Source organism: Actinoplanes sp. M2I2 (genome assembly GCF_023544445.1).
Lineage (GTDB): Bacteria > Actinomycetota > Actinomycetes > Mycobacteriales > Micromonosporaceae > Actinoplanes.
This window is the reverse complement of the sequence record NZ_JALPVJ010000001.1, coordinates 386,294-412,323: the sequence shown is the minus strand read 5'-3', so window position 1 is coordinate 412,323 and position 26,030 is coordinate 386,294. Positions and strand designations below refer to the sequence as shown.

Below are 26,030 nucleotides of genomic sequence, written 5' to 3'. Positions count from 1 at the left end.
CCGCGAACCGTTAAGCACCATCGAAATCCGCTACACCCAGGATGTAGCGTGACTGAATGATCGATCTGGGTCGTATGCGCGCCCTGCACGCCGTGGCCAGCTACAAGACCGTGCTGGCGGCCGGCGAGGCGCTGCACTGCACCCCGTCCGCGGTCTCGCAGCAACTGGCCAAGCTCGAACGCGAGACCGGCGCCACCCTCGTCGAGAAGGACGGGCGGCGGCTGCGGCTGACCGAGGCCGGTCAGGTGCTCGCCCGGCACGCCGAGAAGGTGCTGGCGACGGTCGACGAGGCCGAGGCGGCGCTGGCCGCCCACCGCGACACGGTCGTCGGCCGGCTCACGGTGGCCGCCTTCGCCACGGCGTGCCGCGCCCTTCTCCCGTACGCGTTGCATCGCCTGGCCTCGGAACACCCGCAGCTCGGCACGGGGCTGATCGAGGTCAACCCGCACGAGGGGCTGGAGTCGCTGCACCGCGGGCACGTCGATCTGGCCGTGCTCGACGACTGGCCCGAGGTGGCCCTGCGCTACCCGAGCGGGATCACCCACGTGGAGCTGGGCTGGGACCTGGTCGACCTGATCGTGCCGAGCGGGCACCGCTTCGAGGACGCGGTGCCGCTGTCCCGGGCCCGCAACGAACGGTGGATCGCGGCCAAGGCCGGCGACATCTGCCACGAGTGGCTGCTGCGGGTGCTGCCGGGCGTACGACCGGACTTCCACGTCGGCGAGTTCGAGAGCCAGCTGACGCTGATCGCCGCTGGTCTGGGCGTCGCGGTCATCCCGAGGCTGGCCCGGCCGGCTGCGCTTCCCGAGGGCGTACGGGTCGTCCGCCTCACCCCGGTGCCGCGCCGCCGGGTCGTGGTCGCCTGGCGCGAGGCCTCCGCGGCCCGCCCCGCCGTCGGAGCAGCCGTGGAGGCCCTGCGCGAATCGTGGCTCAGGGCCGAGACAGCACGTCGAGCGCCTGCCGCACCGTGAACGCGCCGGCGTAGAGCGACTTGCCGGCGATCACACCCTCGACCCCGACCGGCTCCAGCGCCGCGAGTGCCCGCAGGTCGTCCAGGGTGGACACGCCGCCGCTGGCGATGACCGGCTTGTCGGTGGCCGCGCACACCTCGCGCAGCAGCTCGACATTCGGGCCGCGCATCGTGCCGTCCTTGGTGATGTCGGTGACCACGTAACGCGACGCGCCGGCCTTGTCCAGCCGGGCCAGCACCTCGTACAGGTCGCCGCCGTCCCGGGTCCAGCCGCGCGCCGACAGCGTCCGCCCGCGCACGTCCAGCCCGATCGCCACGCGGTCGCCGTACTCGGCCACGACCCGGTCGCACCACTCGGGGTCCTCCAGGGCGGCGGTGCCGATGTTGACCCGCTCGCAGCCAGTGGCCAGGGCCCGGGTCAGCGACTCGTCGTCCCGGATGCCGCCGGACAGCTCCACCTTGACGTCGAGCCGGCCCACCACCCCGGCCAGCAGCTCCGCGTTGGAGCCGCGCCCGAAGGCCGCGTCCAGGTCGACCAGGTGAACCCACTCGGCGCCGTCGTTCTGCCAGGCCAGCGCGGCCTCGAGGGGATCGCCGTAGGCCGTCTCGGAACCGGCGGCGCCCTGCACGAGGCGCACGGCCTGGCCGTCGGCGACGTCGACGGCCGGCAGCAGCGTAAGGGTCATGCTTGTCTCCAGGTTGTCAGCCGGCCTTGCGGCCGAGGATCACCACGACGAGTGCCGGCGCGGAGAGAACGAGCAGAGTGGTCAGTACGATGCGCAACGGCAGGTCGGGGATGAACACCCACACCGCGGCCACGAGCACCAGCGGCACCAGCACGATGCCGAGCCGCTCGCGACGGTTGCGGCGATGCAGCCGTCCGGCGTTGCGCCGCTGCGGGGTGAGCCGCTTGACCAGCTGACGCCGCTTCTGCCGCCGGGCCACCTTGCGGGCCCGGGCAGCCTTGTCCTTCTCGTGGACGGCGAGCCGCTCGGCCCGCCGCCGGGCCCGTTCCTTGGACATCTACAGGCCGGCGACCCAGTTGCGCAGCAGCCCGTAGCCGGCGTCGCCGGATTTCTCGGGGTGGAACTGCGCGGCGCTCAGCGAGCCCAGCTCGACCGCCGCGGCGAACGGGCGGTCATGGGCGGCGGTGGTCACCGTGGCGCCGGCCTCGCGCAGGGCCCCGAGGTCGTTGGCCGCGTACGAGTGGACGAAGTAGAAGCGGACGTCGGCCGGCAGGCCGGCCAGCAGCGCCGAGCCCTCGGGTGCGTCGACCGTGTTCCATCCCATGTGCGGGATGCGCTCGGCGGCGAGCTTGTCGACCACGCCGGGCAGCAGGCCGAGGCCCTTGGTCTCGACGCCGTGCTCGACCCCGCCGTCGAACAGGATCTGCATGCCGACGCAGATGCCGATCACCGGGCGGCCCTCGGCCACCCGCTCGGCGATCATCGGACCGGCGTCGATCTCGTGGAGGCCGGCCATGCAGGCCGCGTACGCCCCCACGCCCGGCACGACCAGGCCGTCGGCCCGGGCGGCCTCCCGCAGGTCGCTCGTGACGGTGACCCGCACGCCGGTGCGGGCCACGGCCCGCTCGGCCGAGCGCAGGTTGCCCGAGCCGTAGTCGAGCACGACCACGTCCTTCACCGGCTGATCCCTCGTCTCCGCCGCCGACGGGGCCGGCATCAGCTGTCCCCGGGGAGCAGCCAGAGCACGCCACCGGCCGTGGCGACGGCGGCGAGCACCCCGACCAGCCCGATGCTGAACTTGGTGGCGCCCGACCGCGCGAGCTGGATCACGCCGCCGACCAGGAAGCCGGCCACGATGAACAGGACGACCGCCATCACAGCACGCCCTTGGTGGAGGGCAGCTGACCGGCGTTGCGCGCGTCGATCTCGACGGCCTCGCGCAGCGCCCGCGAGAACGCCTTGAACTGCGTCTCGACGACGTGGTGGGCGTCGGGCTTGCCGCCGTCGCGGGCGGCCCGCAGCACGCTGACGTGCAGGGTGAGCTTGGCCGCGTGCCCGAACGACTCGAAGATGTGCCGGGTCATGCTGGTCGGGTAGACCGGGCCGATGTACGGCGCGAGCTCGGGCTCGTCGTGCACGATGTAGGGCCGGCCGGACAGGTCGACCGCGGCCCGGCAGAGGACCTCGTCCATCGGGATGGTCGCCGACCCGTACCGCCGGATGCCGGCCTTGTCACCCAGCGCACGCGCGAACGCCTCGCCGAGGGTGATGGCCGTGTCCTCCATCGTGTGGTGCGCGTCGATCTCGAGGTCGCCCTCGGTGCGCACCGTCAGGTCGAAGCCGCCGTGCCGGGCGAGCTGGTTGAGCATGTGGTCGTAGAAGCCGACCCCCGTGCTCAGGTCGCCCTTGCCGGTGCCGTCGAGGTCGATCTCGACGAGCACCTTGGTCTCGTTGGTGACGCGCTCCACGCGCGCGATGCGGCTCATGCCAGGGCCTCCAGGAATGCGTCGGTCTCGGCGGGCGTGCCGGCGGTGACCCGCAGCCAGCCCGGCAGGCCGACGTCGCGGACCAGCACACCGCGGTCGAGCAGCCGGCGCCAAGCGATGGTCTGATCCCCGCCCACCTCGAACAGCACGAAGTTGGCGTCGCTGTCGGCCACCCGCATGCCGCGCTCGCGCAGCGTGGTGACGATGCGGTCGCGCTGCTGCTTGATCACCTCGACGGTGGCGAGCAGCGCGTCACGCTGCGACAGGGCCGCGCGGGCCGCGGCCTGGGTGATCGCGGACAGGTGATAGGGCAGCCGCACCAGCTGCACGGCGTCGACCACCGCCGGGTCGGCGGCCAGGTAGCCCAGGCGGCCGCCCGCGAAGCCGAACGCCTTGCTCATCGTGCGGCTGACCACCAGGCGCGGGTGACCGGACAGCAGGGCGAGCGCGCTCGGGGTGCCGGGCCGGGCGAATTCCGCGTACGCCTCGTCGACCACGACCATGCCCCGGGCCGCCTCGAGCACCGCGGTGACGACCTCGGGGTCGAGCGCCGTGCCGGTCGGGTTGTTGGGCGAGCACAGGAAGATCAGATCAGGGTCGTGCTCCTGGATCTGCGCGAGCGCGGCCGCCGGGGTCAAGCCGAAGTCGGGGTCACGCAGCGCGCCGATCCACCGGGTGCCGGTGCCCTGGGCCAGCAGGGGGTGCATCGAATACGACGGCCCGAAGCCCAGCGCCGTGCGGCCCGGCCCGCCGAACGCCTGCAGCAGCTGCTGCTGGACCTCGTTGGAACCGTTCGCCGCCCAGGTGCCGGCCCCGGTCAGGCCGTGACCGAGGTAGTCGGCCAGGTCGGCCCGCAGCGCGACGGCGTCGCGGTCGGGGTAGCGGTTGAGATCGCGCAGCTCGGCCTGCACCGCCTTGGCGATCGCGTCGACCACCGCGTCGGGCAGCGGGTACGAGTTCTCGTTGGTGTTGAGCCGCACGGCCACGTCGAGCTGCGGGGCGCCGTACGGCGTCTTGCCGCGCAGGTCGTCGCGGATCGGCAGCTCGTCGATGGTCGTCATGCCTGCTCCCCGGCCGGGAAACGAGCCTCGACGGCCTGGCCGTGGGCGGGCAGATCCTCGGCGTTGGCCAGCGCGACCACGTGGCCGGCGACATCGCGCAGCGCGGCCTCGTCGTACTCGATGACGTGGACGCCGCGCAGGAACGACTGCACCGACAGACCGGACGAGTGCCGCGCGCAGCCGCCGGTGGGCAGCACGTGGTTGGAGCCGGCCGCGTAGTCGCCCAGCGACACCGGCGACCAGGCGCCCACGAAGATCGCACCGGCATTGCGCACCCGCAGCGCCCACTCCCGCGCGTCGCGGGTCTGGATCTCGAGGTGCTCGGCCGCGTACGCGTCGACGACCCGCAGCCCCTGCTCGAGGTCGTCGACGAGCACGACGCCGGACTGCTCGCCGGTCAGCGCGGTCTGCACCCGGGCGGCGTGCTTGGTGCTGGTGATCTGGCGCAGCAGCTCGGTCTCGACCGCGGCGGTCAGCGCCTCGGAGTCGGTGACCAGCACACTGGCCGCGAGCGGGTCGTGCTCGGCCTGGCTGATCAGGTCGGCCGCGACGTGCCGCGGGTCGGCGGTGTCGTCGGCCAGGATGGCGATCTCGGTCGGGCCGGCCTCGGCGTCGATGCCGACCGTGCCGCGCAGCAGCCGCTTGGCCGCGGTCACCCAGATGTTGCCCGGGCCGGTGATGACGTCGACCGGCTCGCAGCGGTCGCCCTCGTCGGCGCCGTCGGAGCCGTAGCCGAGCATGGCGACGGCCTGGGCCCCGCCGACCGCGTAGACCTCGTCGACCCCCAGCAGCGCGCACGCCGCGAGCACCCGGGAGTCGGGCAGGCCGCCGTTCTCCTTCTGCGGCGGGCTGGCCACGACCAGGGACTCGACGCCGGCCTCCTGGGCGGGCACCGCGTTCATGACCACCGTGGACGGATAGACGGCCAGGCCGCCGGGGACGTAGAGGCCGACCCGGCGCACCGGGATGAACCGCTCGGTGACGGTGCCGCCCGGCACGACCTTGGTCGTGACGTCGGTGCGGCGCTGATCGGCGTGCACCTTGCGGGCGCGCTCGATCACCACCTCGAGCGCGGCGCGGACGTCGGGCTCGAGGCTCTCGACCGCGGCGGCGATGGCGGCGGCGGGCACGCGCAGCCGCTCGAGGGTCACGCCGTCGAACTGGTGGGTGGCGTCGCGGATCGCGGAGAAGCCATGCTCCCGGACCGCCTCGACGACGGGGCGGATGCGCTCGACAGCCACGGAGACGTCGAGCTGGGCACGGGGCAGCAGGCCTCGCGGGTCCCGGAGGGAGCCGCGCAGGTCGATCCGATTCAGCACGCCGCCAATTCTAGGCGGCGCCTCCGACAGAACCGCGCCCGCCGCAGCCCGGCTCAGCCCGTGAGATCCCGATCACCCGTTCGCCACCGCCCACCGGGGCTCCCGGCCGGGCGGAACCGGACGCCGGCCCGGGTGACGAGGGTGGGACGGGTTGACCATGGTGGGGCGACCGATAGGCTGAACCCGTGAGCAAGCGGCTGCCGGTGTTCCCCCTGGGTACGGTGCTGTTTCCCGGCCTGGTGCTGCCCCTGCACATCTTCGAGGAGCGCTACCGCACGCTCGTGCGCGAGCTGGTGGCCAGCCCCGAGGACGGCCCGCACGAGTTCGGGGTGGTGACTCTGCGCCGCGGGGCCGAGGCGCCCGCCCCCGACAGCGAGGACAGTCCCGAGCCGGAGACGCCGCCGATCGAGACCGGCGACCTCTACCCGACGGGTTGCACGGCCGAGCTGCGCCAGGTCACCGAGCTGCCCGACGGCCGCTACGACATCATGACCGTCGGCCGGCGCCGGTTCACCGTCAAGAACATCCACCAGGGGGACGAGCCCTACCTGACGGCCGACGTCGAGTGGCTGCCCGACGAGTCGGCCGATCAGATGGCCGAGCTGCTGGCCCCCCGGGCGCTGGCCGCTTTCCGGGCCTACCTGGAACTGCTGCGCCCCGACTCCGAGGTGCTCGACGCCGTGCCCGGCGACCCGACCGTGCTGTCCCACCTGATCGCGGCGACCGCTCAGCTGACCACCGACGAGCGGCAGCTGCTGCTCTCCGCGCCCGACACCACGACCCGGCTGCGCACCGAGCTCAAGCTGCTCAACCGCGAGGCCGGCCTGCTCGCCCGGGTGCGCGCCGTGCCGGTGCCGCTCAGCGACCTGGCCCGCCCGGCCAGCCCCAACTAGCTCGGCCCGGCCTTACCTCTCAGGCCCGCCCCAGCCGCGCTCCTCGCCCGGCGGCGGGTTGGCCGGGTAGGGCTGATAGGGCGGCGGCTGCGCGTCGTCGCTGTCGTCGTCCTCGTTGTTGGGGCCGTAACCCGGCTTGGCGCCCGGCTGGTCGAGGTCGGGGTCGTTGGACCAGCCCGCCATCAGGGTCAGCGCGATCGCCGCCGCGAAGGCCGGCACGAGCATCGGGCCGAGCGAGTGCACCTCGGGCGGCGCCGCGTAGGTCGCACCCTGCTGGGCCGTGTCGATCCAGCGCTGGTAGTCGGCCCGTCCGCTCAGCTCGCCGGCCCACGGCGCCACCAGCCAGCCCGCGCCGAGCGCGCCCAGCACCACGCTGAGCAGCAGGAACGGGCCCCGGTCACGGCGCAGCACCAGCCACGCGCCGATCGCCACGAGCAGGCCGAACCCCAGGCCGAGCAGCGTGAACCAGCCGTCGGCGGCGATGTATTCCTCCGGCGACGGGTCGTTGACGACCACGCCCGCCTGGCCCGCGTCGATCACCGGAACGGACGGGGCGAGCCAGCGCCAGAGCAGGCCCAGCGGCCCGCCCAGCGCGAGGATCACCAGCAGGCAGAGCCCCGCCACGACGAGCGTGCGCTTCCACGGCCGGCGCGACGACCCGCTCAGGTCGAACGGGCGGCCGAAGACCGTGCGGGTCCTTTCCGGCGGGCCGGACGGGTGGGCCAGCCCGAACCCGCTGCCCGGGGCGCCGTAATCCAGGCCGCCACCCGGCTCGCCCGGGTGTTCGCCGGGCTGCTGCGGCGGCGCCGGTTCCTGACTCGCGTTCACCCTACGATCCTGCCAGGTGCCGCGGGTCCGCGTCCCGCGTGCCCGGTCACGGCGCTCAGGCCACCGCGGACGGGCCGAGGATCATCTTGAGGTCGGCCCGCAGCGCCGGCGTCGGGGAGACCCGCACCGCGCCCAGCCGCAGCACCGTCGTCCGGCTGCCGTTCTGCAGGTGGACATGCACCTCGGAGTCGCCGGGATGGCTGGTCAGGATCTCCTTCAGCTCCGACACCAGCGGCGGCGTGCACCGCGTGATCGGCATGGTCAGCGTGACCGGCTTGCTGTCGGGGTTGTGGCTGACGTCGGGCAGCGACATGTCCATCGCCATGATGCGCGGGGTGTCGTCGCGCCGGTCGACCCGGCCCTTGACCACCACGATCGCGTCCTCGGCTATGAACTGGCCGATCACCTCGTAGGTGTTGGGGAAGAACAGCGCCTCGACCCCGCCGGCCAGGTCCTCCAGGGTGGCCGAGGCCCAGGCCCGGCCCTGTTTGGTGATGCGGCGCTGCACGCCGGTGAGGATGCCGGCGAGCGTGACGACCTGGCCGTCGGGGACCGAGCCCTCCTCGTTCAGCGCGGCGATCGTCGTGTCGGCGGAGTTGTGCAGCAGAGCCTCGAGACCGGCCAGGGGGTGGTCGCTGACGTAGAGGCCGAGCATCTCGCGCTCGAAGGCCAGCTTGTCGCGCTTGTCCCACTCGGAGTCGCCGATCACCGGCATGGCGACCGTGGCCGCGCTGGCGCCGTCGGTGTCGCCGAACGCCCCGAACAGGTCGAACTGCCCGGCGGCCTCGTTGCGCTTGACGTCCGCGTACGCGTCGATGGCCTCGGCGTGCACCGCGAGCAGGCCCTTGCGGCTGTGGCCCATCGAGTCGAAGGCGCCGGCCTTGATCAGCGATTCCATCGTCTTCTTGTTGCAGGCGACGGCGTCCACCTTGGACAAGAAGTCGTAGAAGTCCTGGTATGCGCTCTTTTCGGTGCGGCACCGGACGACCGCCTCGACCACGTTGTTGCCGACGTTGCGCACGGCGGCCAGTCCGAAGCGGATGTCCTTGCCGACCGGGGTGAACGGGCCGGCCGACTGGTTGACGTCGGGCGGCAGGACCTGGATGCCCATGCGCCGGCACTCGGCCAGATACATCGCCATCTTGTCCTTGTCGTCACCGACGCTGGTGAGCAGACCACCCATGTACTCGGCCGGGTAGTGCGCCTTCAGATAGGCCGTCCAATACGACACCAGGCCGTACGCCGCGGAGTGAGCCTTGTTGAACGCGTAGCCGGCGAACGGGACCAGAACGTCCCACACCGCCTGGATCGCCTCGTCGGAGTAGCCGTGGGCGCGGCAGCCGTCGCGGAACGGGCCGAACTCCTTGTCGAGGATCTCCTTCTTCTTCTTACCCATGGCCCGGCGGAGCAGGTCGGCCTGGCCGAGGCTGTAGCCGGCCAGGATCTGGGCGGCGCGCTGCACCTGCTCCTGATAGACGATCAGACCGTACGTCGGCTCGAGGATCTCGCGCAGCGGCTCCTCGAGCTCGGGGTGGATCGGGGTGATCTCCTGCAGTTTGTTCTTGCGCAGGGCGTAGTTGGTGTGCGACTCGACGCCCATCGGGCCGGGCCGGTAGAGCGCCAGGACGGCCGAGATGTCCTCGAAGTTGTCCGGCTTCATCAGCCGCAGCAGCGATCGCATGGGGCCGCCGTCGAGCTGGAACACGCCGAGCGTGTCGCCGCGGGCCAGCAGCTCGTAGGCCGCAGGGTCGTCGAGCGGCAGCGTCAGCAGGTCGAGGTCGAGGCCGTGGTTGAGCTTGATGTTCTTGACCGCGTCGTCGAGGATCGTGAGGTTCCGCAGGCCCAGGAAGTCCATCTTGAGCAGGCCGAGCGTCTCGCACGTCGGGTAGTCGAACTGCGTGATGATGACGCCGTCGGCGGGCCGGCGCATCAGCGGGATGTGGTCGATGATCGGCTCGGCCGACATGATCACGCCGGCCGCGTGGACGCCGGTCTGCCGGATCAGGCCCTCGATGCCACGCGCGGTGTCGATCACCTTTTTGACGTCGGGGTCGGTGTCGTAGAGCGTGCGGACCTCGCCGGCCTCGCTGTAGCGCTTGTGCTCCTTGTCGAAGATGCCCGACAGCGGGATGCCCTTGCCCATCACGTCGGGCGGCAGCGCCTTGGTGATGCGGTCGCCCACGGCGAACGGGTAGCCCAGCACGCGGGCGGAGTCCTTGATCGCGGCCTTCGCCTTGATCGTGCCGAAGGTAGCGATCTGGGCGACCTTGTCGTCGCCCCAGCGGTCGGTGACGTAGCGGATGACCTCGCCGCGCCGGCGCTCGTCGAAGTCGATGTCGACGTCGGGCATCGAGATGCGCTCGGGGTTGAGGAACCGCTCGAAGATCAGGCCGTGCGGCAGCGGGTCGAGGTCGGTGATGCCCATCGCGTAGGCCACCAGCGAGCCCGCGGCCGAGCCACGGCCGGGGCCGACCGCGATGCCGTTGCGCTTGGACCACTGGATGAAGTCGGCGACCACCAGGAAGTAGGCCGGGAAGCCCATCTGGATGATCACGCCGAGCTCGTACTCCGCCTGCTTGATGTGCGTGTCGGGGATGCCGTCGGGGAAGCGGCTCCGCAGGCCCTCGAAGGCGACGTGACGGAAGTATTCCTCTTCGGTGTAGCCGTCCGGGATGGGGAACCGGGGCATCAGGTTCTTGAAGGTGAACATGCCCTCGATGTCGACCCGCTCGGCCACCAGCAGCGTCGTGCGGCAGCCCTCCTGCCAGGCCTCGGACGAGTCGACCGTGCGCATCTGGTCGGCCGACTTGACGAAGTAGCCGTTGCCGTCGAAGCGGAACCGGTTGGGGTCGGCCACGTTGCTGCCGGTCTGCACGCACAGCAGCACGTCGTGGGCCTCGGCCTGCGCCTCGTGGACGTAGTGGGAGTCGTTGGTGACCAGCGGCCTGATGCCGAGTTTCTGCCCGATCTCGAGCAGGCCGTCGCGGACCCGCTTCTCGATGGACAGGCCGTGGTCCATGATCTCGAGGAAGTAGTTGTCCTTCCCCAGCGCCTCCTGATACATCGCCGCGGATTTCAGGGCCTCGTCGAACTGGCCCAGCCGCAGACGGGTCTGCACCGCGCCGGACGGGCAGCCGGTCGTGCCCATGATGCCCTCGGCGTGCTCGGCGATGATGTCGAAGTCCATCCGCGGGTACTTGCCGAGCTGGCCCTCGATCGACGCCCGCGAGTTGAGGCGGAACAGGTTTTTCAGGCCCACGGCGTTGCGCGCCCACATCGTCATGTGGGTGTAGGCGCCGTTGCCGGCGACGTCGTCGCCCTTCTGCTCGGGGCGGCCCCACTTGATGCGGTTCTTGGTCAGGCGTGACTCGGGCGCCACGTAGGCCTCGACGCCGATGACCGGGGTGATGCCGGCCGACTTGGCCTGGGTGTAGAAGTCGTACGCCCCGTGCATGTTGCCGTGGTCGGTGATCGCCGCGGCCGGCATGCCCAGACGCGAGGCCTCGGCCATCAACTCCTTGACGCGGGCGGCGCCGTCGAGCATCGAATACTCGGTGTGCACATGGAGATGCACGAACGAGTCAGACACCCCGGGCCCCCTTTGCATTGCCCTCGCGTTGGCATTGCCCTCACGTGCATTGCCCGCGCGGAGCGGCGGAGCCACCACCGGTGGCTCAGTTGTGTGGACCCGAGCGACTCTAGCCGGACCCCCCGACGAGATTCGAGGGCTACACGCGTGTCATTCGGCGAATGGCTCGATCATCACACTGGCCGCCTTCAGCCACGCCGTGCGCGTCTCCGGCTGGAGCTCCGCGTACTCGATCGAGGAGCCCACCTCGAGCGCCTGGTCGTAGGGCACGACCGCCACCGCGCGGGTGCGGGTGGCGAAGTGCTTGGCGAAGTCGTCCAGCAGCGGCAGCGGGCCCGGCGACGGGCACGAGATCAGCGTGACCGCGTTGGCGACCAGGTCACCCATGCCGCTCTCGTCCAGCACGTCGAGCATCCAGTCGGCGGTGAACGCGGCGTCCTCGCGCGGCACCGTGGTGATCACCAGCTGGTCGGCCTGGCGCATGACGGTCTGCCAGTTGACGCTTTCGACGTTGTTGCCGGTGTCGACGCAGATCACGTCGTGGGTGCGGCGCAGCAGATCCATCACGCGACGCACCGTGGCCTGGTCGAGCCGGGCGGCGAAGCGGGGGTTCTCCTCACCGGCGAGCACGTCGTAGGACCCGTCGGAGGCGTGCCGCAGATAACCGTCGAGCTCCTGCAGCAGCCCGTCGCCGTGCAGGTTCTCGATCTGCAGCAGATCGGCCAGCAGATGCTTGATCGTGCGGGCGTGGCGGGCGCTGCCGGCCCGCAGGCCGAGCGTGCCGCGCAGCTCGTTGTCGTCCCAGGCGAGCACCCCGCGGCCGCGGACGCTGCCGATGGTGGCCGCGGCCAGCACGGTCGCGGTCGTCTTGTGCACGCCGCCCTTGGGATTGGCGAAGGCCAGCACCCGCGGCTTGCCGAGCTTGCGCCGCATCACCGCGACGGCCCGCTCGAGCTGGTCGTCGGTGCGGCTCTGCCGCCACTCGATGCGCGCGGCCGCCGGCGAGGTCGGCTGGGGGGCGACGGGCAGCTGAGGGGCCGGCATCTGAGGGGCCGGCGCTTGAGGGGCCGGCGCTTGAGGGGCCGGCATCTGCGGGGCGACGGGGATCGGCGGCGGCATGACCGGCGCCGCGGCCGAGGCCCGCACCTGCGGGTAGTCGCGGCCGGGCGGCGGCGCGGCCGGCGGCCGGGCCGAGGGGCTGAAGAAGCTGTGCTGCTCCTCCACCGGCGGGGCGAGCGACGAGACGACCGGTGCCGGCGGCGGGGCGTGCGGCGCCGGTGGCGGGGCGTGCGGTGCCGGCGGCGGGGCGTGCGGAGCCGGGGCGGGCGACGGCGCGGCCGCACGCCGGGTGGGCGCCTCGGCCTGCCGCTGCCACCGCGGGTCGAGCGGGTTCATCGGGCGCTGCGGCATCGGGCGGGGCTGGGGCGGCTGCGGCTGCGGCTCGGGGCGCTGCTCGTAGCGGCCCGCGCCGTACTGACCGCGGGTCTCCAACGGGTTGACCGGGCGCCGGGTCGGCAACGGCTGACCGTACTGGTGCGGCGGGTTCGCCGGGGCCGGCGGCGTTTCCTGTTCCGGCTCGGGCTGGTCGTCGGCCGGCCGGGAACCGTGCCGGGCGCGGTCGAGCAGCGCCCGCCATCGCGGGGCTGGTTCCGCAGGCCGGCCCCAGCCGGTCTCGGTCCCGTCCACGGCACGTCCTCCCTGCACTGCTCGTCTGCCCAGCTTCTGCTGGCCGGTCGGCTGCTGCTTCGTCGACCGGCCCAGCTTCGGACCGGCCTTGCTTCCCGAACCGGCCCTGCTCTGGACCGGCCCTGCTTTGGACCGACCCTGCTCTGGACCGACCTGGTCGCCTGCCGGTTGATCACGCGCCGGGCTCTCGCCCCTGACAGGCTACGGAGCGAACCCCGATCGGGCCACTGCCCGTTTCCGGCAGACCGCGCCCGCCGCCGGCAGCGCCGCCCGCGGACGAGAGAACTAACGCCCGGAAGCGGCTCAAGGTGCTGCCGAGCGGCTTGTCGCATCGTGAGCAGGAGTCGCGTCCGAAGCTGAGGGTACGGCAGCGCGCTCCTGGGGCGCCGGGACGGAAGGCGGCGCCGTGCGGACGGCGCCGATTGATGAGGCACTTGTCACAGACGTCTCGGGCGACGACATTATCGGCGCGGGCATCCGCGAGGCAATGCCCTCGGAACCGGTTGGCACAGCCGGCGTGCGGGTCGGTTCGGCCGGAACTGTGCCGTTCTGTTCGGGCAGCGGCGGCCGGAACTCCGTACGGTCCAGTTGCCGAACCTCGGGCGCCGGGTCCACCGACCGCACCCCCGGCCGGCCGGCGACCTCGCGCAGCGCGGCGGGCGCCGCCCGGACCACGGCCGCGAAGACACAGGAACACCCGGAGCGGTACGCCGAGGCCTCGGCCGCCGCCGTGCGGGCGGCCGACGCGTACGCCCGGCGGGCGCGTTGCCGGTTCTCGTCGTCCCCGGTGAGACGGCCGGCCAGTTGCTCGTAGCCGGCCTGCTCGCGATCGCGCTCCAGAGCCGTGTCGAGCATGCCCGTGAGCACGTCGGCGGGCAGCCGGTAGACCGGGATGCGGACCACCGGGGTGTGTCCCTCGGCCAGCGGCACCCGGGCGTAGACCTGGGCCACCGCCGTACCCGAGAGGACCTCGGGGAGCACCCCGGCGGCCACGTAGCTCTCCAGGCTCACCAACGCCCAGGTCTCTCCGGCGGCGGGGGCCGAGGGGTCGGTCAGGGCGCTCAGCTCGGTGCGGGTCGCGTCCAGATAACCGGGCACCGACTGGCCCTGCACCACCCCGACCCGCACGACCTCACCCGGGTCGCCGGTGGGCGCGGCCTCGCGCCGGCTCAGCCAGAGCGAGCCGAGCAGCAGGACGCCGGCCGAGACGAGCGCGATCGCCGCCGCCAGACGCGCGGCGGGGGCTCCGCGCAGCGCGGGGCCCCGTACTCGGTGATCGGCGGGCCCCACCGGTTTCCGCTCTCCCGAGTCAGCTCGCGTCCTGCAGCACGCTGAGCGCGTACGTCAGGTCGTCGGGATAGTCGCTGACGAAGCGGACCTCGTCCTGCGTACGGGGATGGAGGAAGGACAACTCGCGGGCGTGCAGCCACTGGCGGTTGAGCTTGAGCCGGGCGGCCAGCGTCGGGTCGGCGCCGTAGGAGATGTCGCCGGCGCACGGGTGCCGCAGCGCCGCGAAGTGCACGCGGATCTGGTGGGTGCGGCCGGTCTCGAGCTTCACGTCGACCAGGCTGGCCGAACGGAACGCCTCGACCGTGTCGTAGTGGGTGACGCTCGGTTTGCCCGAGTTCATCACCGCGAACTTGTAGTCGGCGGTGGGGTGCCGGTCGATCGGCGCGTCGATCGTGCCGCGCAGCGGGTCGAGGTGTCCCTGCACGACGGCGTGGTAGCGCTTGTCGACCTCGCGCTCCTTGAACGCCCGCTTGAGCACGCTGTAGGCCATCTCGCTCTTGGCGACGACCATGATGCCGGTGGTGCCGACGTCGAGGCGGTGCACCACGCCCTGCCGCTCGGCGGCGCCGCTGGTCGCGACGTTCTGGCCCATCGCGGCCAGGCCACCCACGACCGTCGGGCCGGTCCAGCCCGGGCTCGGGTGCGCGGCCACGCCGACCGGCTTGTCCACCACCACGATGTCGTCGTCGCTGTAGATCACCCGCAGGCCGTGCACCGGCCCGGCCACCACGGCCGGCTCGCTCACCGGGGACGGCAGCGTCACCTCGAGCCAGGCGCCGGCCGAGACCTTGTCGGACTTGGGCCGGGGGAAACCGTCGACCAGCGCGTCACCCGACTCGACGAGCGTGGCGGCGGCCGTGCGGGACAGGCCGAACAGCCGCGACACGGCCTGGTCGAGCCGCATGCCGTCGAGCCCGTCGGGCACCGGCAGGGAGCGCTGCGAGCTCACTGGGCGTCGTCCTTCTTCTTCCGTACGGAGATGCGGCTGCCGTCCCGCTGCCGGCCGGTCAGCTCGAGCAGCACCGCGAGCACGACACCGACGGTCAGGCAGCTGTCCGCGATGTTGAAGACGGCGAAGTATTCCCCGCGCGGCCCGAAGAGGCTGATCATGTCGACCACGTGGCCGTGGAACGGCCCGGGCGCGCGGAACAGCCGGTCGATCAGGTTGCCGAGGGCGCCGCCGAGCACCAGGCCCAGCGCCAGGGCCCACGGCAGCGAGCGCAGCCGGGCCGCCATGAAGCCGATCCAGCCGATGACCACCAGAGTGATCAGCGGGAACACCCAGGTGTAGTCGCTGCCGAAGCTGAAGGCGGCCCCGCTGTTGCGCAGCAGCGACAGGTAGATCAGGCCACCGAGGATTCGGACCGGGTTGCGCTCGTCCAGATTTTCGGTGGAGAGCCATTTGACCCATTGATCCAGGGCCACGGCGACAACGGCGGTGGCGCCGAGCACCGCCACGGCACGACCCCTGAACCGGGGCTTGGGCCCTGGTTCCGGCTGGTCCACCGCGGTCGCGCCCGTGGCCTCGTCGGCGTTCAGCGTCGTTCCTCCAGCTGCTTGCAGGACACACAGAGAGTCGCGGACGGGAACGCCGCCAGTCGCTCGACCGGGATGGCGTTGCCGCACCGCTCGCACCAACCGTAGTTGCCCTCGCCGAGCCGGTCGATGGCGCGTTCCACCTGTGTGATCCGCTCCAGCAGATTGTTGGCCAGAGTGATCTCCTGCTCACGCTCGAGCGTCTTGGTGCCGGTGTCGGCCTGGTCGTCGCCGGCCGAGTCGGCGAGACGGTCGCGCTGCAACTCGGTGAGCTCGGTGATCGACTGGTCGTACTCGAGCTGCAGCTCGTCGCGCCGCTCGACCAGGGCAGCCCGGATCGTCTCGGTCTCGGCGGCGCTGCGGCTCCGCTTGCCGGTGCTCTTGTCGTCGCTCGCCGCGGTCGACCTGGTGCCGGTTGCCTTCGCCATCGTCGCTCCCTCAGCCGCGCCCCCGCGGCGATCCCGTTCCCTGCTCCGCCGATGGTGCCCACCCGGCGACCGGCTCACGCCCACGGTCACCGGGCACGCCCGGTGGCGGCACGCCGTGCCCCGGCCGGGCAACGCCGTAGATCTTCCCCCACCTGCCACAACGGCGCGGCCGAACCGACCGCCGCGCACTCCGGAGGGTGGCAAGGATACGGAACGTATACCGCACCGACAACAGGCCGTACCGAAGCGTGCTCGCCGACCCGTGCCAATCTTCCCGAAATATCCCGTGGAGTGCCCGTCGCTACCCGCCGGCCGGATGCTCGCCGCCGTCCTCGCCGAACCAGCGGGCGAGCCGGCCCCGGCGGCTGACCGCGCGCAACCGGCGCTCGGCCCGGTCGCGGGCCGCGGCCGTCGCCACGATCAGCAGGGCGTCACCGGTGCGCAGGCGGGTGTCGGGAGCGGGGACGAAACCCGCCCCGTCCCGCACGACCAGCGTCACCGACGCGCCCGACGGCAGGCGCAGCTCGTCGATGTGCACCCCGGCCAGGCGGGATCCCTCGGCCACGTCCATCTGGAGCAGGTCGGCGTTCATGCGCTCCAGCGGGGCGGTCTCGACGTGCACCTCGGCGGCCTCCCCGGGCGCCGTCACCCGGAGCAGCCGGGCGGCCGGGCCCAACGTGCTGGCCTGCAGCAGCGTGAAGATGATGACCAGGACGAACACCGCGTCGAACAGCCCCTCGGCGCCGGGCGTGCCGGCCGACAGCGGGATCGTCGCCAGCACGATCGGCACGGCGCCGCGCAGGCCGGCCCACGACAGGAACGCGCTGCCCCGCCAGCCCACCCGGTTGCCAGCCCGGCGGGGTCCGCGCACGGGCCGGGCCAGTACGGCCGCGATCACCACCGACAGCGGGCGGGCCAGCAGCACCAGTGCCACCCCGGTGACCAGCGCGGGCACCAGCGCCTCGTCCAGGCGGCCGGGCGAGCTCAGCAGCCCGAGCAACACGAACAGGCCGATCTGGGCGACCCAGGCCAGGCCGTCGGCGAACCCCAGGATGGCCCGCCGGTGCGGGATGCGGCCGTTGCCGAGCACCACGCCGGCCACATAGACGGCGAGGAAGCCGGAGGCGTGGGCCACCGCCCCCGCGGCGTACGCCAGAACCGTCAGACCGACCGCGGCGATCGGATAGAGCCCGGCCGACGGCAGCGCGGCGTTGCGCAGCAGCCAGCGGCCCGCCGCCCCCACCGCGAAGCCGATCGCCGCGCCGGCGGCCAGCTCGTAGGCGACGATCAACAGCTCGTACCACCACGGGTGCATCTCGGCGAGGTCAGCGCTGAGCAGGACGACCAGCAGCACCACCGGGGCGTCGTTCATGCCCGACTCGGCCTCGAGCGTGGCCACCAGCCGCGACGGCAACCGCAGCCGCCGCAGTGTGGCGAAGACCGCGGCGGCGTCGGTCGAGGAGAGCACCGCGCCGTACAGCAGGGCCAGCTGCCAGGGCAGGTCCAGGAGCAGGTGGACGGCCAGACCGACCACGGCGATGCTGACCGCCACACCGACCGTGGCCAGCGAGGTGGCCAGGCCCAGCACCGGGCGCAGCGTGGTCCACCGGGCGGTCAGCCCGCCCTCGGCGATGATCACGATGAGCGCACAGAAGCCGAGGGCCCGGGTGAGCTCGGCGTCGTCGAAGCGGATGCCCAGGCCGGCCTCGCCGATCAGGATGCCGATGGCCAGATAGACGAGCAGGCTCGGCAGCCCCACCTTGGTCGACACGCGCACCGCGGCCACGGCCACCAGCAGGACCGCGGAGCCGATGAGGAGCGCGTAGTCCAGCCCGCCGGTCACGCGGGTGGTCTCATGCCGCACCGTCCCGCAGCGCGGCCAGCCGCCCGGCGAGCCCGGCCCCGGGCGCGGCGACGGTGAACACCTTGTCGCGGCTCGTCGCACCGAGCCGGAGCTGCACGTCGCCCGAGCGCACTCCGAGCGCGCCGGCGAGCGCCCGGCGTACCGCCTCGGTCGCCTTGCCGTCGACGGCCGGCGCGCCCACGGCGACGATCAGGGCCGGGCCGTGCGGCCCCTCGTACCGCCCGCCGACGCGATCACGCCCGGCGCCGGGCCGCACGCGTACGGCTACGGACAGGACACTCGCGTCAGGCGGGGGCACACGGCGCTGGACCATGCCTCATTGTGCCGATCGATCTCTCGCCCCGGCAGGGGCCCGGCCGTCACCGGCGGACAGACAGCCCGGTCGTCACCGGCGGACAGGCAGCCCGGCAGTCACCGGCGAACGGGCAGCTCGGCAGTCATCGGCGAACGGGCAGCCAGCAGTCACCGGCGAACCGCGGCACCGACCAGACGGTCGACCGGGCGGCACAGGCCGCAGGGGCTGAAGCCGAGCTCGACGGCCTCGCGCACCGGGATCGGCTCGGCCAGACGGCCGGTCAGGCTGGGGCAGTCGGACACGTGGTAGCGCGGGCGGCCGTCGACGACCAGCACCTCGGCGTCGAGGCGGGCCACCCGGACGGCGTCCGTGGGCTGCACCGCCTGGGGCAGCGGCTCGTCATCGGGGTCGTCGGCGGCAGGCTCAGCGAAATCGTCGCCGGCCGCGGCCGGCCCGGCGAAGTCACGGGCGGCCGGCCCGGCGAAGTCAAGGACCGCCGGCTCGGCGAAGTCACGGTCGGCCGGCTCGGCGAACTCGCGGGCGGGCTCGGCGGAACCGCGGGCGGGCTCGGCGGAACCGCGGGCGGTGAAGTCGTCGTCGGCGGGCGAGCGGCGCCAGGACTCCTCGCCCGGCGTCCCGCTGCGGGCCGCGTTGATGGCCGAGGAGGCGCGATCATAATCGGGATCGTCGGCCGTCGACGGCTCATCTGCTGACAAATCGCCCGCCGGCGCACCCGCCTGGTCGGCGAGGTCGGACCCCGAGGCCGACCGGGCCGCACCAGGCTGATCGAAAGCGGGCTGATCGAAAGCGGGCTGGCCGAAAGCGGGCTGGCCGTAGGCCGGCTCGGTGTAAGCGGAGTCGGCGTAAGCGGGCTGAACCTGAGTGGCCTGAGCGTCCGCGAAGTCGGGCCCGTCCGAGGGCCTCGCCGCCGCCACGTCGGCCGGATCGAACTGAACGGTGTCGCGCCGATCATCGTCGGCGACGTCGCCCGCCGAGCGGCGGCGGGCCACCTCGTCGGCGGCGGCCGCGAACTCGGGCTCGGCCACATAGACCGTGTTGTCGTCGGGGAGCGGGGCCGCCAACGGCTCGGTGGGCGACCCGCGCCGCGCCGCGGCGGACTGGCGCGCACCCACGACCAGGGAGACAGCGGCCAGCAGACTGGCCACGATGGAGCTGATGAGCAGGCTGCTCGACCCGCCGGTGAGGCCGAGCACGAGCAGCGTCACCGCGACGAGGATGAGCAGCAGGCTAACAACGATCATGGCTCATCCTCGTCGAGGTACCGGGGGTTGTTTCTCCGTGGGCCGGGCTCAGCGGCCGGACTCGATGGCGTTGCGGCCGCCGTAGGAACCGGCCAGACCGGCCGCGGCCAGACCGCCGCTGCCGCCGACGGCACGCCCGGAGTCGGCCCGCGACATCTCGGCCTCGAGGCCCTGGCCCCGGCCGTCGAGGTCGCGCAGCTGGCTCTCGAGGTAAGCCTTCAGGCGGGTGCGGTACTCCCGCTCGAACTGCTTGAGCTCCTCGATGTGCTTCTGCAGCGCGGAGCGCTTCGCGTCGAGGCCGCCCATGGCTTCCTGGTGACGCTGGCGCGCGTCGCGCTCCAGGGCGTCGGCCTTGGCACGGGCCTCGCGGGTGACCTCTTCCGCCTTGGAACGGGCGTCGGAGAGAAGCTTGTCGGCCTCGCGACGGGCGTCCGCGACGTGGTCGTCGGCCGTGCGCTGGGCCATCATCAGCACCCGCAGGGCCTGCTGCTCGCCGTCGGCACCGGACCCAGCGGCGCCACCGCCGACCGGGCCCTGGGCACGAACCTGCTCGAGCTCGGCCTGCATCTGACGCGCGGCCTGCTCGGCCTGCGCCTTGTCACGCTGCACACGGTCAAGCTGAGCCTTGACCTCGTTGAGCTCGGCCGCAAGGCGCGGGTCGGCACTCGGACCGGCTGGCGCGCCACCCCGACCGCCGCGCTCCACCTGGGCGCGCAGCTCGTTGTTCTCCTCGATCAGACGGGCGAGTTCGCGCTCGACCTCGTCCAGGAAGGCGTCGACCTCCTCCTCGTCATACCCCCGCTTGCCGATCGGGGGCTTCTTGAAGGCGACGTTGTGCACGTCGGCCGGGGTCAGCGGCATCGAAACTCCTCGGGTCAGTCGCGGCCGCGGTTGGGGCTGCTGTTTAGCTGAAGTTCAGGATCAGTCTTTGAAGCACGAACCTCATGAGCACGAACAGGATAACCAGCAGCACGATGGAAGCCAGGTCCAAACTCACGTTACCAATGCGCAGCGGGGGGATCACACGCCTCAACGCCTTGAGGGGAGGATCAGTGACGCTCCACACCGTTTCGAGTCCCGCCGAAGCCCCACGACCGGGTTGCCACCGACGCCCGTATTGGAGTACCGCACCGAGCACGAACCTGGCAAGCAGGACGAGGAAGAAGATGTAGACGACTAAATACAGTATCTGGAACACGATCGAAAGCACTCGTGCGGATCCCCCATCTGGGTGGCCGGCGCGCGGGCGCCCGCCTCAGGCCTGACCGAAGAACCCACCCTCAGCGATCTTGGCCTTGTCCTCAGCGGTGACCTGGACATTTGCCGGTGAGAGCAGGAAAACCCGGTTGGTCACGCGCTCGATCGTACCGCGAAGACCGAAAGCCAGCCCGGCGGCGAAGTCGACCAGGCGGCGGGCGTCCCCTTCATCCATCTCGGTGAGATTGATGATGACCGGCACACCGTCGCGGAAGTGCTCGCCGATGGTGCGCGCCTCGCGGTAGGTGGTGGGGTGCAGCGTCGTGATCTGGTAGCGCTGCTCCTCCTCGACCGGGCGCGGACGGGGCTCCGGCTGGTGCACGGTCTGCGGCGCCAGGGCCAGATTCTCCCGCGTGGAGTAGCTCAGCGCGGACGAGTTGTCACTCGCCGTGGAGGGCCGGGTGATCGATCGGACACTGGCCCGCTCCGAACGCTCGGAACGTTCCACCCGATCGTGGTCGTCCACGTCGGCGTGCGATGACAGACGGTCCGACGGGCGGCTACGCTCCGCACGAGCACGGGGCACGGGACGCTCGTCCTCGAGCTCCTCCTCGTCGGCGAACTCGTCGTCGGAGTACCGGCTTCCCGAGTACCGGTTCCGAGGACGGTAGGGGCCTTCGTCGTATCCGTTGTCGTAACCGCGGTCGTCGTCCTCTTCGACGAGGCCCAGCCAGACGCCCGCCTTCCGAAGCGCGCTCATGCCTTCACCCCATCACGCCACCGCGCGTCCACCCGACCAGCCATGTGCCCCCACCTTCGTCCGCCGCGCGGAACGCACCCCCTCGGCGTACCGCATTCCCCCCTTGCACGGTCGGAGGGTCCGATGCGGACCCTCGTCCCGTGACGTGCCGCGCCGTCGACCCGAGTCCCGTCGCGGATGATCTTGAAACATGCCCACGTACGGTTGTCGCGTAAACAACACCCATGTAGTTTGCTGCCCGCCGCAAGGCTACCGCAGCGTGTTTCGCATTCCGAGCAAAGAAGTGCCGATCCGGACGTGTGTCGCGCCGTGCCGGACAGCGGCCTCGAGGTCCCCGCTCATGCCGGCGGAGATCGTCGTGGCACCCGGATGAGCCGCCACCAGCCGCTGCGACAGGCCGCGGACCAGCTCGAACGCGCGGTCGGGGTCCCAGTCCACGGGCGCCACCGCCATCACGCCGCCGAGCTGCAGGGTGTCGGCGGCGGCCACCGAGTCGGATACCCGCCAGAGATCATCGCCGGTCACGCCGCCCCGCGACGCGTCGCCGTCGACGCTCACCTGCACCAGGATCTCGAGCGGGGCCGACCGCCCCTCGGCCGCCCGGGCCAGCGCCTCGGCCAGCCGCACCGAGTCGACCGATTCCACGACGTCGGCGTACCGCACCACCGACCGGGCCTTGTTGCGCTGGAGCTGGCCGATGAAGTGCCACCGGGGGCTCGCGCCGGCCGCCTGCACCTCCGCGGCCTTGGGCCCGGCCTCCTGGTCGCGGTTCTCGCCGACGTCGGTGACACCGAGCCCGGCGAGCAACACGACATCGCTCGCCGGGTATGTCTTGGTCACCGCGACCAGGGTGACCTCGTCCGCGCCCCGGCCGGCCGCGGCGCAGGCGGCCTCGATCCGGCCGTGCACCTCGCGCAGGGCGGCGGCCACCTCGGACCGCCGTCCCGCGTCGGTCACGGCGTCAGGAGCCGTTCTTGAGGAAGTCCGGCACGTCGACGTCGTCGAAGAGCACCCGGCGAGGCGTCGGCGTGGCCGCCGGCGGTGGCGGCGTGGCCGCAGCCGGCGTCGACACCGTGGTCGCCGGAGGCTGCGGCGTCAACCGCTCGGCCGGCTGCTGGATCACCTTGCGGGCCGGCTCGGACGGCTTGTAGGAGGGCGTGCCCCCGTCGAAGCCCGCCGCGATCACGGTGACCCGCACCTCGTCCCCGAGCGCGTCGTCGATGACCGCGCCGAAGATGATGTTGGCGTCCGGGTGCGCCGCGTCGGTGACCAGCTGGGCCGCGTCGTTGATCTCGAACAGGCCCAGGTCGGAACCGCCGGCGATGGAGAGCAGCACGCCGCGGGCGCCGTCCATGCTCTGCTCGAGCAGCGGGCTCGAGATCGCCTTCTCGGCCGCCTCGACCGCGCGGTTGTCGCCGCGGGCGCTGCCGATGCCCATGAGGGCGCTGCCGGCGCCGCTCATCACGCTCTTGACGTCGGCGAAGTCCAGGTTGATCAGACCGGGGGTGGTGATCAGGTCGGTGATGCCCTGCACGCCGGAGAGCAGCACCTGGTCGGCCTGACGGAACGCGTCCATCATGCTGATCCCGCGATCGCCCAGCGCGAGGAGCCGGTCGTTCGGGATGACGATGAGCGTGTCGCACTGGTTGCGCAGCTCGTCGATGCCCGACTCGGCCTGCACCTGACGGCGCTTGCCCTCGAAGGAGAACGGCCGGGTGACCACGCCGATGGTGAGCGCGCCGAGCTTGCGGGCGATGTTGGCCACCACGGGCGCGCCGCCGGTGCCGGTGCCGCCGCCCTCGCCACACGTCACGAAGACCATGTCGGCGCCCTTGAGCACCTCTTCGATCTCGTCGCGGTGGTCCTCGGCGGCGTTCTTGCCGACCTCGGGCTGCGCGCCGGCGCCGAGGCCCCGGGTCAGCTCGCGGCCGACGTCGAGCTTGACGTCGGCATCGCTCATCAGCAGCGCCTGGGCGTCGGTGTTGATCGCGATGAACTCGACGCCCTTGAGCCCGACCTCGATCATGCGGTTCACAGCGTTCACGCCGCCGCCGCCGATCCCGACGACCTTGATGACCGCCAGGTAGTTATGGGGAGGTGTCATGGGCTCAGCCTTCCCTTCCAGGGTTGTGGATGTCGTGGGCCCCGTGCGGTCCGGCCAGACCGCACCTTCGACACCCGCTGCCGGACAAGGGAGGGCGAGGAAACCCTCACCCTCTACTAGAGGCTTAGGGTTATGTCAACCACTCAGCCTCTGGTGGCAACGTAAGCGGACTTCCGACGTCAACCAAAGACCCGGCGCGGCGTGTCGGCGCCCGCTTGAGTGGCGAAAATCCGACGGAGCCGTAACCTCGGCCACTTTGAGACGTTTCGGCCTCAATGTCCGCTTTGGAGTCGATGCTACCGGATCGTCACCACGGTCGGGGCGCTGACGTCGATCTCCTGACCGGCCCGCTTCAACAGGGCGGTCGCCACTTGGCTCTTGGTCTCGCTCTGGGTGTCGTCGCCCCACACCACGGTGCGGTCCTTGCGGAGCTCGAGGCGGATCTGAGCCGGAGTCCGGACCGAGACCGCCAGCACCTGCTCGCGCAGTTCCTCGCTGAGCGCGGCCAGCACGGTCAGCGCCGACCGCGTGTTCACATCGGACGGGCCGGGCCAGTCCACCCGCACGAGCGGCAGACCCCTCGGCGCCTCCTTGACCACGCGGTAGGGAACGCCGGCGCGGTCGATCACCGAGAACTGCCCGGCCTGCGGCACGGCGGCCACCGGCGTACGCTCCACGACCTCGACGACCAGGGTGGACGGCCAGCTGCGCCGCACCACCACCCGGTCGACCGGGGGCAGATCCCGCACCCGCACCCGCACCGCGCCGAGGTCGACCCGGGCCAGCGGCTCGCCGGACGGCACGGCGACGGCCTGCTCGACCTGCACCGGCGTGAGCAACTCGACGCCGACCACGTCGACGTGGCGCACCCCCAGCACGGAAGTGCCGTAGACGAGCCAGGCCACTACCCCGATCACGGCCAGCACCCCCGCGCCGACGGCCCAGGGCAGGGCGGCGCGCATCTTGCGCTGGCGGGCGCGGGCCATGAAGCGCCGCGCGGACGACGGCACCGCGTCGGTGTCCGCCCGCACCAGCCTCCAGTTGCGTCCCCCGCCGCTCATGAGGCTAGCGCCGGTCGGCGTCGTCGAGCGCGGCCAGCAGCTCGTCGCCCATCAGCGAGATCGGCGGGGCGCCCATGGTGACCACGACGTCGCCCGGCCGGCTGCGCCGCACGACCTCGCGCGGCACGTCCTCCCAGTCGGGCACGAAGACCTTGTGGTCGGCCGGCAGGTCGACGGCCGCGGTCAGCGCCACCCCGCCCTCGCCGGGCTGGCGCACCTCGCCCGGCCCGAAGACCTCCATGCAGATGACCTGGTCGGCCAGGCTCAGACCGCGGGCCAGCTCGGCCTGCAGGTCGCGGGTGCGATAGACCCGGTACGGCTGGAAGACCACCAGCAGCCGGCCGTCACCGGCCACCTCGCGCAGGGTCCGCAGCGCCGCCTCGACCGAGGTCGGGTGGTACGCGTACTCGTCGTAGACCCGCACGCCGGCCGCGATGCCCTTGCGCTCGAAGCGCCGCCGGACCCCCGGGAACGACGCCAGCGCCTCGACGATCTTGTCGAGCGGCAAGCCCAGCCGGAGCGCGGTCAGCACGGCGGCGGCGCTGTTGAGCCCCATGTGCTTGCCGGGCAGCGCCAGGTGCAACTCGCCGAGCGGCTTGCCGTCGAGCTCGGCCTCGTAACGCACCCCGCTGGCGGTCGAGACCACGTCGCTGATGCGCAGGTCGGCGTCGGGCGACTCGCCGTACGTGAGAACCGTCCGGCCCTGGGCGCGCAGCGCCTCGATCAGGCCCCGCGTGCCGGGGTCGTCGGCGCAGGTGACCACGAAGCCGTCGGCCGCGGTGAGCTCGGCGAACTGCTGGAAGCCGGCCTTGAGCCCGTCGAGGTCGCCCCAGTTGTTGAGGTGGTCGCCCTCGATGTTGGTGATGATCGCGACGTGCGGCCGGTAGATCAGGAACGACTTGTCGCTCTCGTCGGCCTCGGCCACGAAGTGCGGGCCGGTGCCGTGGTGGCCGTTGGAGCCGGCCTCGCTGATCTCGCCGCCGATCACGAAGGACGGGTCCTGCCCGGCGTGCTGGAGGATCACCGTCATGATCGACGTGGTCGTGGTCTTGCCGTGGGTGCCGGCCACCGCGATCGTCTGCCGGTTGGTCATGGCGGCGGCCAGCGCCTCGGAGCGGTGCAGGATGCGGAGCCCGCGCCGGCGCGCCTCGGCCAGCTCGAGATGCTCGTACGGGATCGCGGTCGAGTAGACGACCGTGTCGACCCCGTCGAGGTTCTCGGCGACGTGGGACATGTGCACGGTGCCGCCCAGCGCCCGCAGCCCGGCCAGCGCCGGCCACTCGCGCAGCTCGCTGCCCGAGACCGGGACACCCCGGGTGAGCAGCAGGCGGGCCAGCCCGGCCATGCCCACCCCGCCGATGCCGATGAGGTGCACGGTGCCGAGATCCTCGGCGGTCACCTCGCCGGCCGGCCTGAGCTCCGCCGTGTTCACAGA

Annotated in this window: 25 protein-coding genes and 1 pseudogene; 2 read left to right on the top strand and 24 right to left on the bottom strand. The window is 72.2% G+C overall.

The window, feature by feature from the left end; genetic code table 11:
- Positions 1-56: 56 nt before the first annotated feature.
- Positions 57-971 carry a LysR family transcriptional regulator gene (locus tag HJC40_RS02000; RefSeq protein ID WP_249997861.1) on the top strand — a complete coding sequence of 305 codons (915 nt, stop codon included), beginning with the start codon at positions 57-59 and terminating at the stop codon, positions 969-971.
- On the opposite strand, the gene priA is transcribed toward HJC40_RS02000, so the two are convergent.
- The 7 genes from priA to hisD are packed head-to-tail and all read right to left on the bottom strand — an operon-like array spanning position 931 to position 5,802.
- Positions 931-1,656 (bottom strand): bifunctional 1-(5-phosphoribosyl)-5-((5-phosphoribosylamino)methylideneamino)imidazole-4-carboxamide isomerase/phosphoribosylanthranilate isomerase PriA, encoded by a 726-nt coding sequence (gene priA / locus HJC40_RS01995; RefSeq protein WP_249997860.1) that lies wholly within the window; start codon positions 1,654-1,656, stop codon positions 931-933. The two genes, HJC40_RS02000 and priA, sit on opposite strands and share 41 nt — an antisense overlap.
- Before the next feature lie 16 nt (positions 1,657-1,672).
- On the bottom strand, positions 1,673-1,993 hold the full coding sequence (locus tag HJC40_RS01990) for a hypothetical protein (protein ID WP_249997859.1): 321 nt from the start codon (positions 1,991-1,993) through the stop codon (positions 1,673-1,675).
- Positions 1,994-2,614 (bottom strand): imidazole glycerol phosphate synthase subunit HisH, encoded by a 621-nt coding sequence (gene hisH, locus HJC40_RS01985; protein ID WP_249997858.1) that lies wholly within the window; start codon positions 2,612-2,614, stop codon positions 1,994-1,996.
- Between the two features lie 38 nt (positions 2,615-2,652).
- Complete coding sequence (locus tag HJC40_RS01980) at positions 2,653-2,811, bottom strand: hypothetical protein (RefSeq protein ID WP_249997857.1); 159 nt, start codon at positions 2,809-2,811, stop codon at positions 2,653-2,655.
- On the bottom strand, positions 2,811-3,422 hold the full coding sequence (gene hisB, locus HJC40_RS01975) for an imidazoleglycerol-phosphate dehydratase HisB (protein ID WP_249997856.1): 612 nt from the start codon (positions 3,420-3,422) through the stop codon (positions 2,811-2,813). Before hisB ends, HJC40_RS01980 begins: the two co-directional genes overlap by 1 nt.
- Entirely contained in the window at positions 3,419-4,483 is a 1,065-nt protein-coding gene (locus HJC40_RS01970) for a histidinol-phosphate transaminase (protein ID WP_249997855.1), read from the bottom strand. Before HJC40_RS01970 ends, hisB begins: the two co-directional genes overlap by 4 nt.
- On the bottom strand, positions 4,480-5,802 hold the full coding sequence (gene hisD / locus HJC40_RS01965) for a histidinol dehydrogenase (protein ID WP_249997854.1): 1,323 nt from the start codon (positions 5,800-5,802) through the stop codon (positions 4,480-4,482). The genes HJC40_RS01970 and hisD overlap by 4 nt, the downstream gene beginning before the upstream one ends.
- Positions 5,803-5,987: 185 nt before the next feature.
- Between hisD and HJC40_RS01960 the strand changes: the two genes are divergently transcribed.
- Positions 5,988-6,695 carry an LON peptidase substrate-binding domain-containing protein gene (locus HJC40_RS01960; RefSeq protein WP_249997853.1) on the top strand — a complete coding sequence of 236 codons (708 nt, stop codon included), beginning with the start codon at positions 5,988-5,990 and terminating at the stop codon, positions 6,693-6,695.
- A gap of 12 nt (positions 6,696-6,707) precedes the next feature.
- Here HJC40_RS01960 and HJC40_RS01955 read toward each other — a convergent pair whose 3' ends face one another.
- From HJC40_RS01955 to murC, 17 genes and pseudogenes are all read right to left on the bottom strand, one after another.
- Positions 6,708-7,523 carry a hypothetical protein gene (locus tag HJC40_RS01955; RefSeq protein ID WP_249997852.1) on the bottom strand — a complete coding sequence of 272 codons (816 nt, stop codon included), beginning with the start codon at positions 7,521-7,523 and terminating at the stop codon, positions 6,708-6,710.
- 55 nt (positions 7,524-7,578) lie between these two features.
- Positions 7,579-11,112, bottom strand: a complete 3,534-nt coding sequence (dnaE, locus tag HJC40_RS01950) for a DNA polymerase III subunit alpha (protein WP_249997851.1) — start codon at positions 11,110-11,112, stop codon at positions 7,579-7,581.
- A gap of 150 nt (positions 11,113-11,262) precedes the next feature.
- Positions 11,263-12,798 carry an AAA family ATPase gene (locus tag HJC40_RS01945; protein ID WP_249997850.1) on the bottom strand — a complete coding sequence of 512 codons (1,536 nt, stop codon included), beginning with the start codon at positions 12,796-12,798 and terminating at the stop codon, positions 11,263-11,265.
- Between the two features lie 303 nt (positions 12,799-13,101).
- On the bottom strand, positions 13,102-14,088 hold the full coding sequence (locus tag HJC40_RS01940) for a hypothetical protein (RefSeq protein WP_249997849.1): 987 nt from the start codon (positions 14,086-14,088) through the stop codon (positions 13,102-13,104).
- Between the two features lie 19 nt (positions 14,089-14,107).
- On the bottom strand, positions 14,108-14,992 hold the full coding sequence (locus tag HJC40_RS01935) for an RluA family pseudouridine synthase (protein WP_249998212.1): 885 nt from the start codon (positions 14,990-14,992) through the stop codon (positions 14,108-14,110).
- Between the two features lie 41 nt (positions 14,993-15,033).
- The gene (gene lspA, locus HJC40_RS01930; RefSeq protein WP_249997848.1) at positions 15,034-15,594 is read right to left on the bottom strand and encodes a signal peptidase II; all 561 of its coding nucleotides are present in this window, start codon (positions 15,592-15,594) and stop codon (positions 15,034-15,036) included.
- 29 nt (positions 15,595-15,623) lie between these two features.
- Positions 15,624-16,052 carry a TraR/DksA family transcriptional regulator gene (locus HJC40_RS01925; protein ID WP_249997847.1) on the bottom strand — a complete coding sequence of 143 codons (429 nt, stop codon included), beginning with the start codon at positions 16,050-16,052 and terminating at the stop codon, positions 15,624-15,626.
- 301 nt (positions 16,053-16,353) lie between these two features.
- The gene (locus HJC40_RS01920) at positions 16,354-17,895 is read right to left on the bottom strand and encodes a potassium/proton antiporter (RefSeq protein WP_249998211.1); all 1,542 of its coding nucleotides are present in this window, start codon (positions 17,893-17,895) and stop codon (positions 16,354-16,356) included.
- 10 nt (positions 17,896-17,905) lie between these two features.
- Positions 17,906-18,229, bottom strand: a complete 324-nt coding sequence (locus tag HJC40_RS01915; RefSeq protein ID WP_249997846.1) for a DUF167 domain-containing protein — start codon at positions 18,227-18,229, stop codon at positions 17,906-17,908.
- A gap of 1,064 nt (positions 18,230-19,293) precedes the next feature.
- Positions 19,294-19,473: pseudogene (locus HJC40_RS46535) on the bottom strand (hypothetical protein); the annotation flags it as partial.
- A 48-nt stretch (positions 19,474-19,521) separates the two neighbouring features.
- Positions 19,522-20,334, bottom strand: coding sequence for a DivIVA domain-containing protein (locus HJC40_RS01905; protein ID WP_249997845.1), 813 nt, complete (start codon positions 20,332-20,334; stop codon positions 19,522-19,524).
- 43 nt (positions 20,335-20,377) lie between these two features.
- Complete coding sequence (locus HJC40_RS01900) at positions 20,378-20,683, bottom strand: YggT family protein (protein WP_221376109.1); 306 nt, start codon at positions 20,681-20,683, stop codon at positions 20,378-20,380.
- Between the two features lie 45 nt (positions 20,684-20,728).
- Entirely contained in the window at positions 20,729-21,430 is a 702-nt protein-coding gene (locus tag HJC40_RS01895) for a cell division protein SepF (protein WP_249997844.1), read from the bottom strand.
- Positions 21,431-21,679: 249 nt separating this feature from the next.
- A complete protein-coding gene (locus tag HJC40_RS01890; protein ID WP_249997843.1) occupies positions 21,680-22,387 on the bottom strand; it encodes a YggS family pyridoxal phosphate-dependent enzyme in 708 nt (235 codons plus the stop codon).
- 4 nt (positions 22,388-22,391) lie between these two features.
- Positions 22,392-23,534 (bottom strand): cell division protein FtsZ, encoded by a 1,143-nt coding sequence (gene ftsZ, locus HJC40_RS01885; protein ID WP_249997842.1) that lies wholly within the window; start codon positions 23,532-23,534, stop codon positions 22,392-22,394.
- A 296-nt stretch (positions 23,535-23,830) separates the two neighbouring features.
- Positions 23,831-24,595 (bottom strand): cell division protein FtsQ/DivIB, encoded by a 765-nt coding sequence (locus tag HJC40_RS01880; RefSeq protein WP_249997841.1) that lies wholly within the window; start codon positions 24,593-24,595, stop codon positions 23,831-23,833.
- 4 nt (positions 24,596-24,599) lie between these two features.
- Positions 24,600-26,027, bottom strand: a complete 1,428-nt coding sequence (murC, locus tag HJC40_RS01875) for a UDP-N-acetylmuramate--L-alanine ligase (RefSeq protein WP_249997840.1) — start codon at positions 26,025-26,027, stop codon at positions 24,600-24,602.
- Positions 26,028-26,030: the final 3 nt, after the last annotated feature.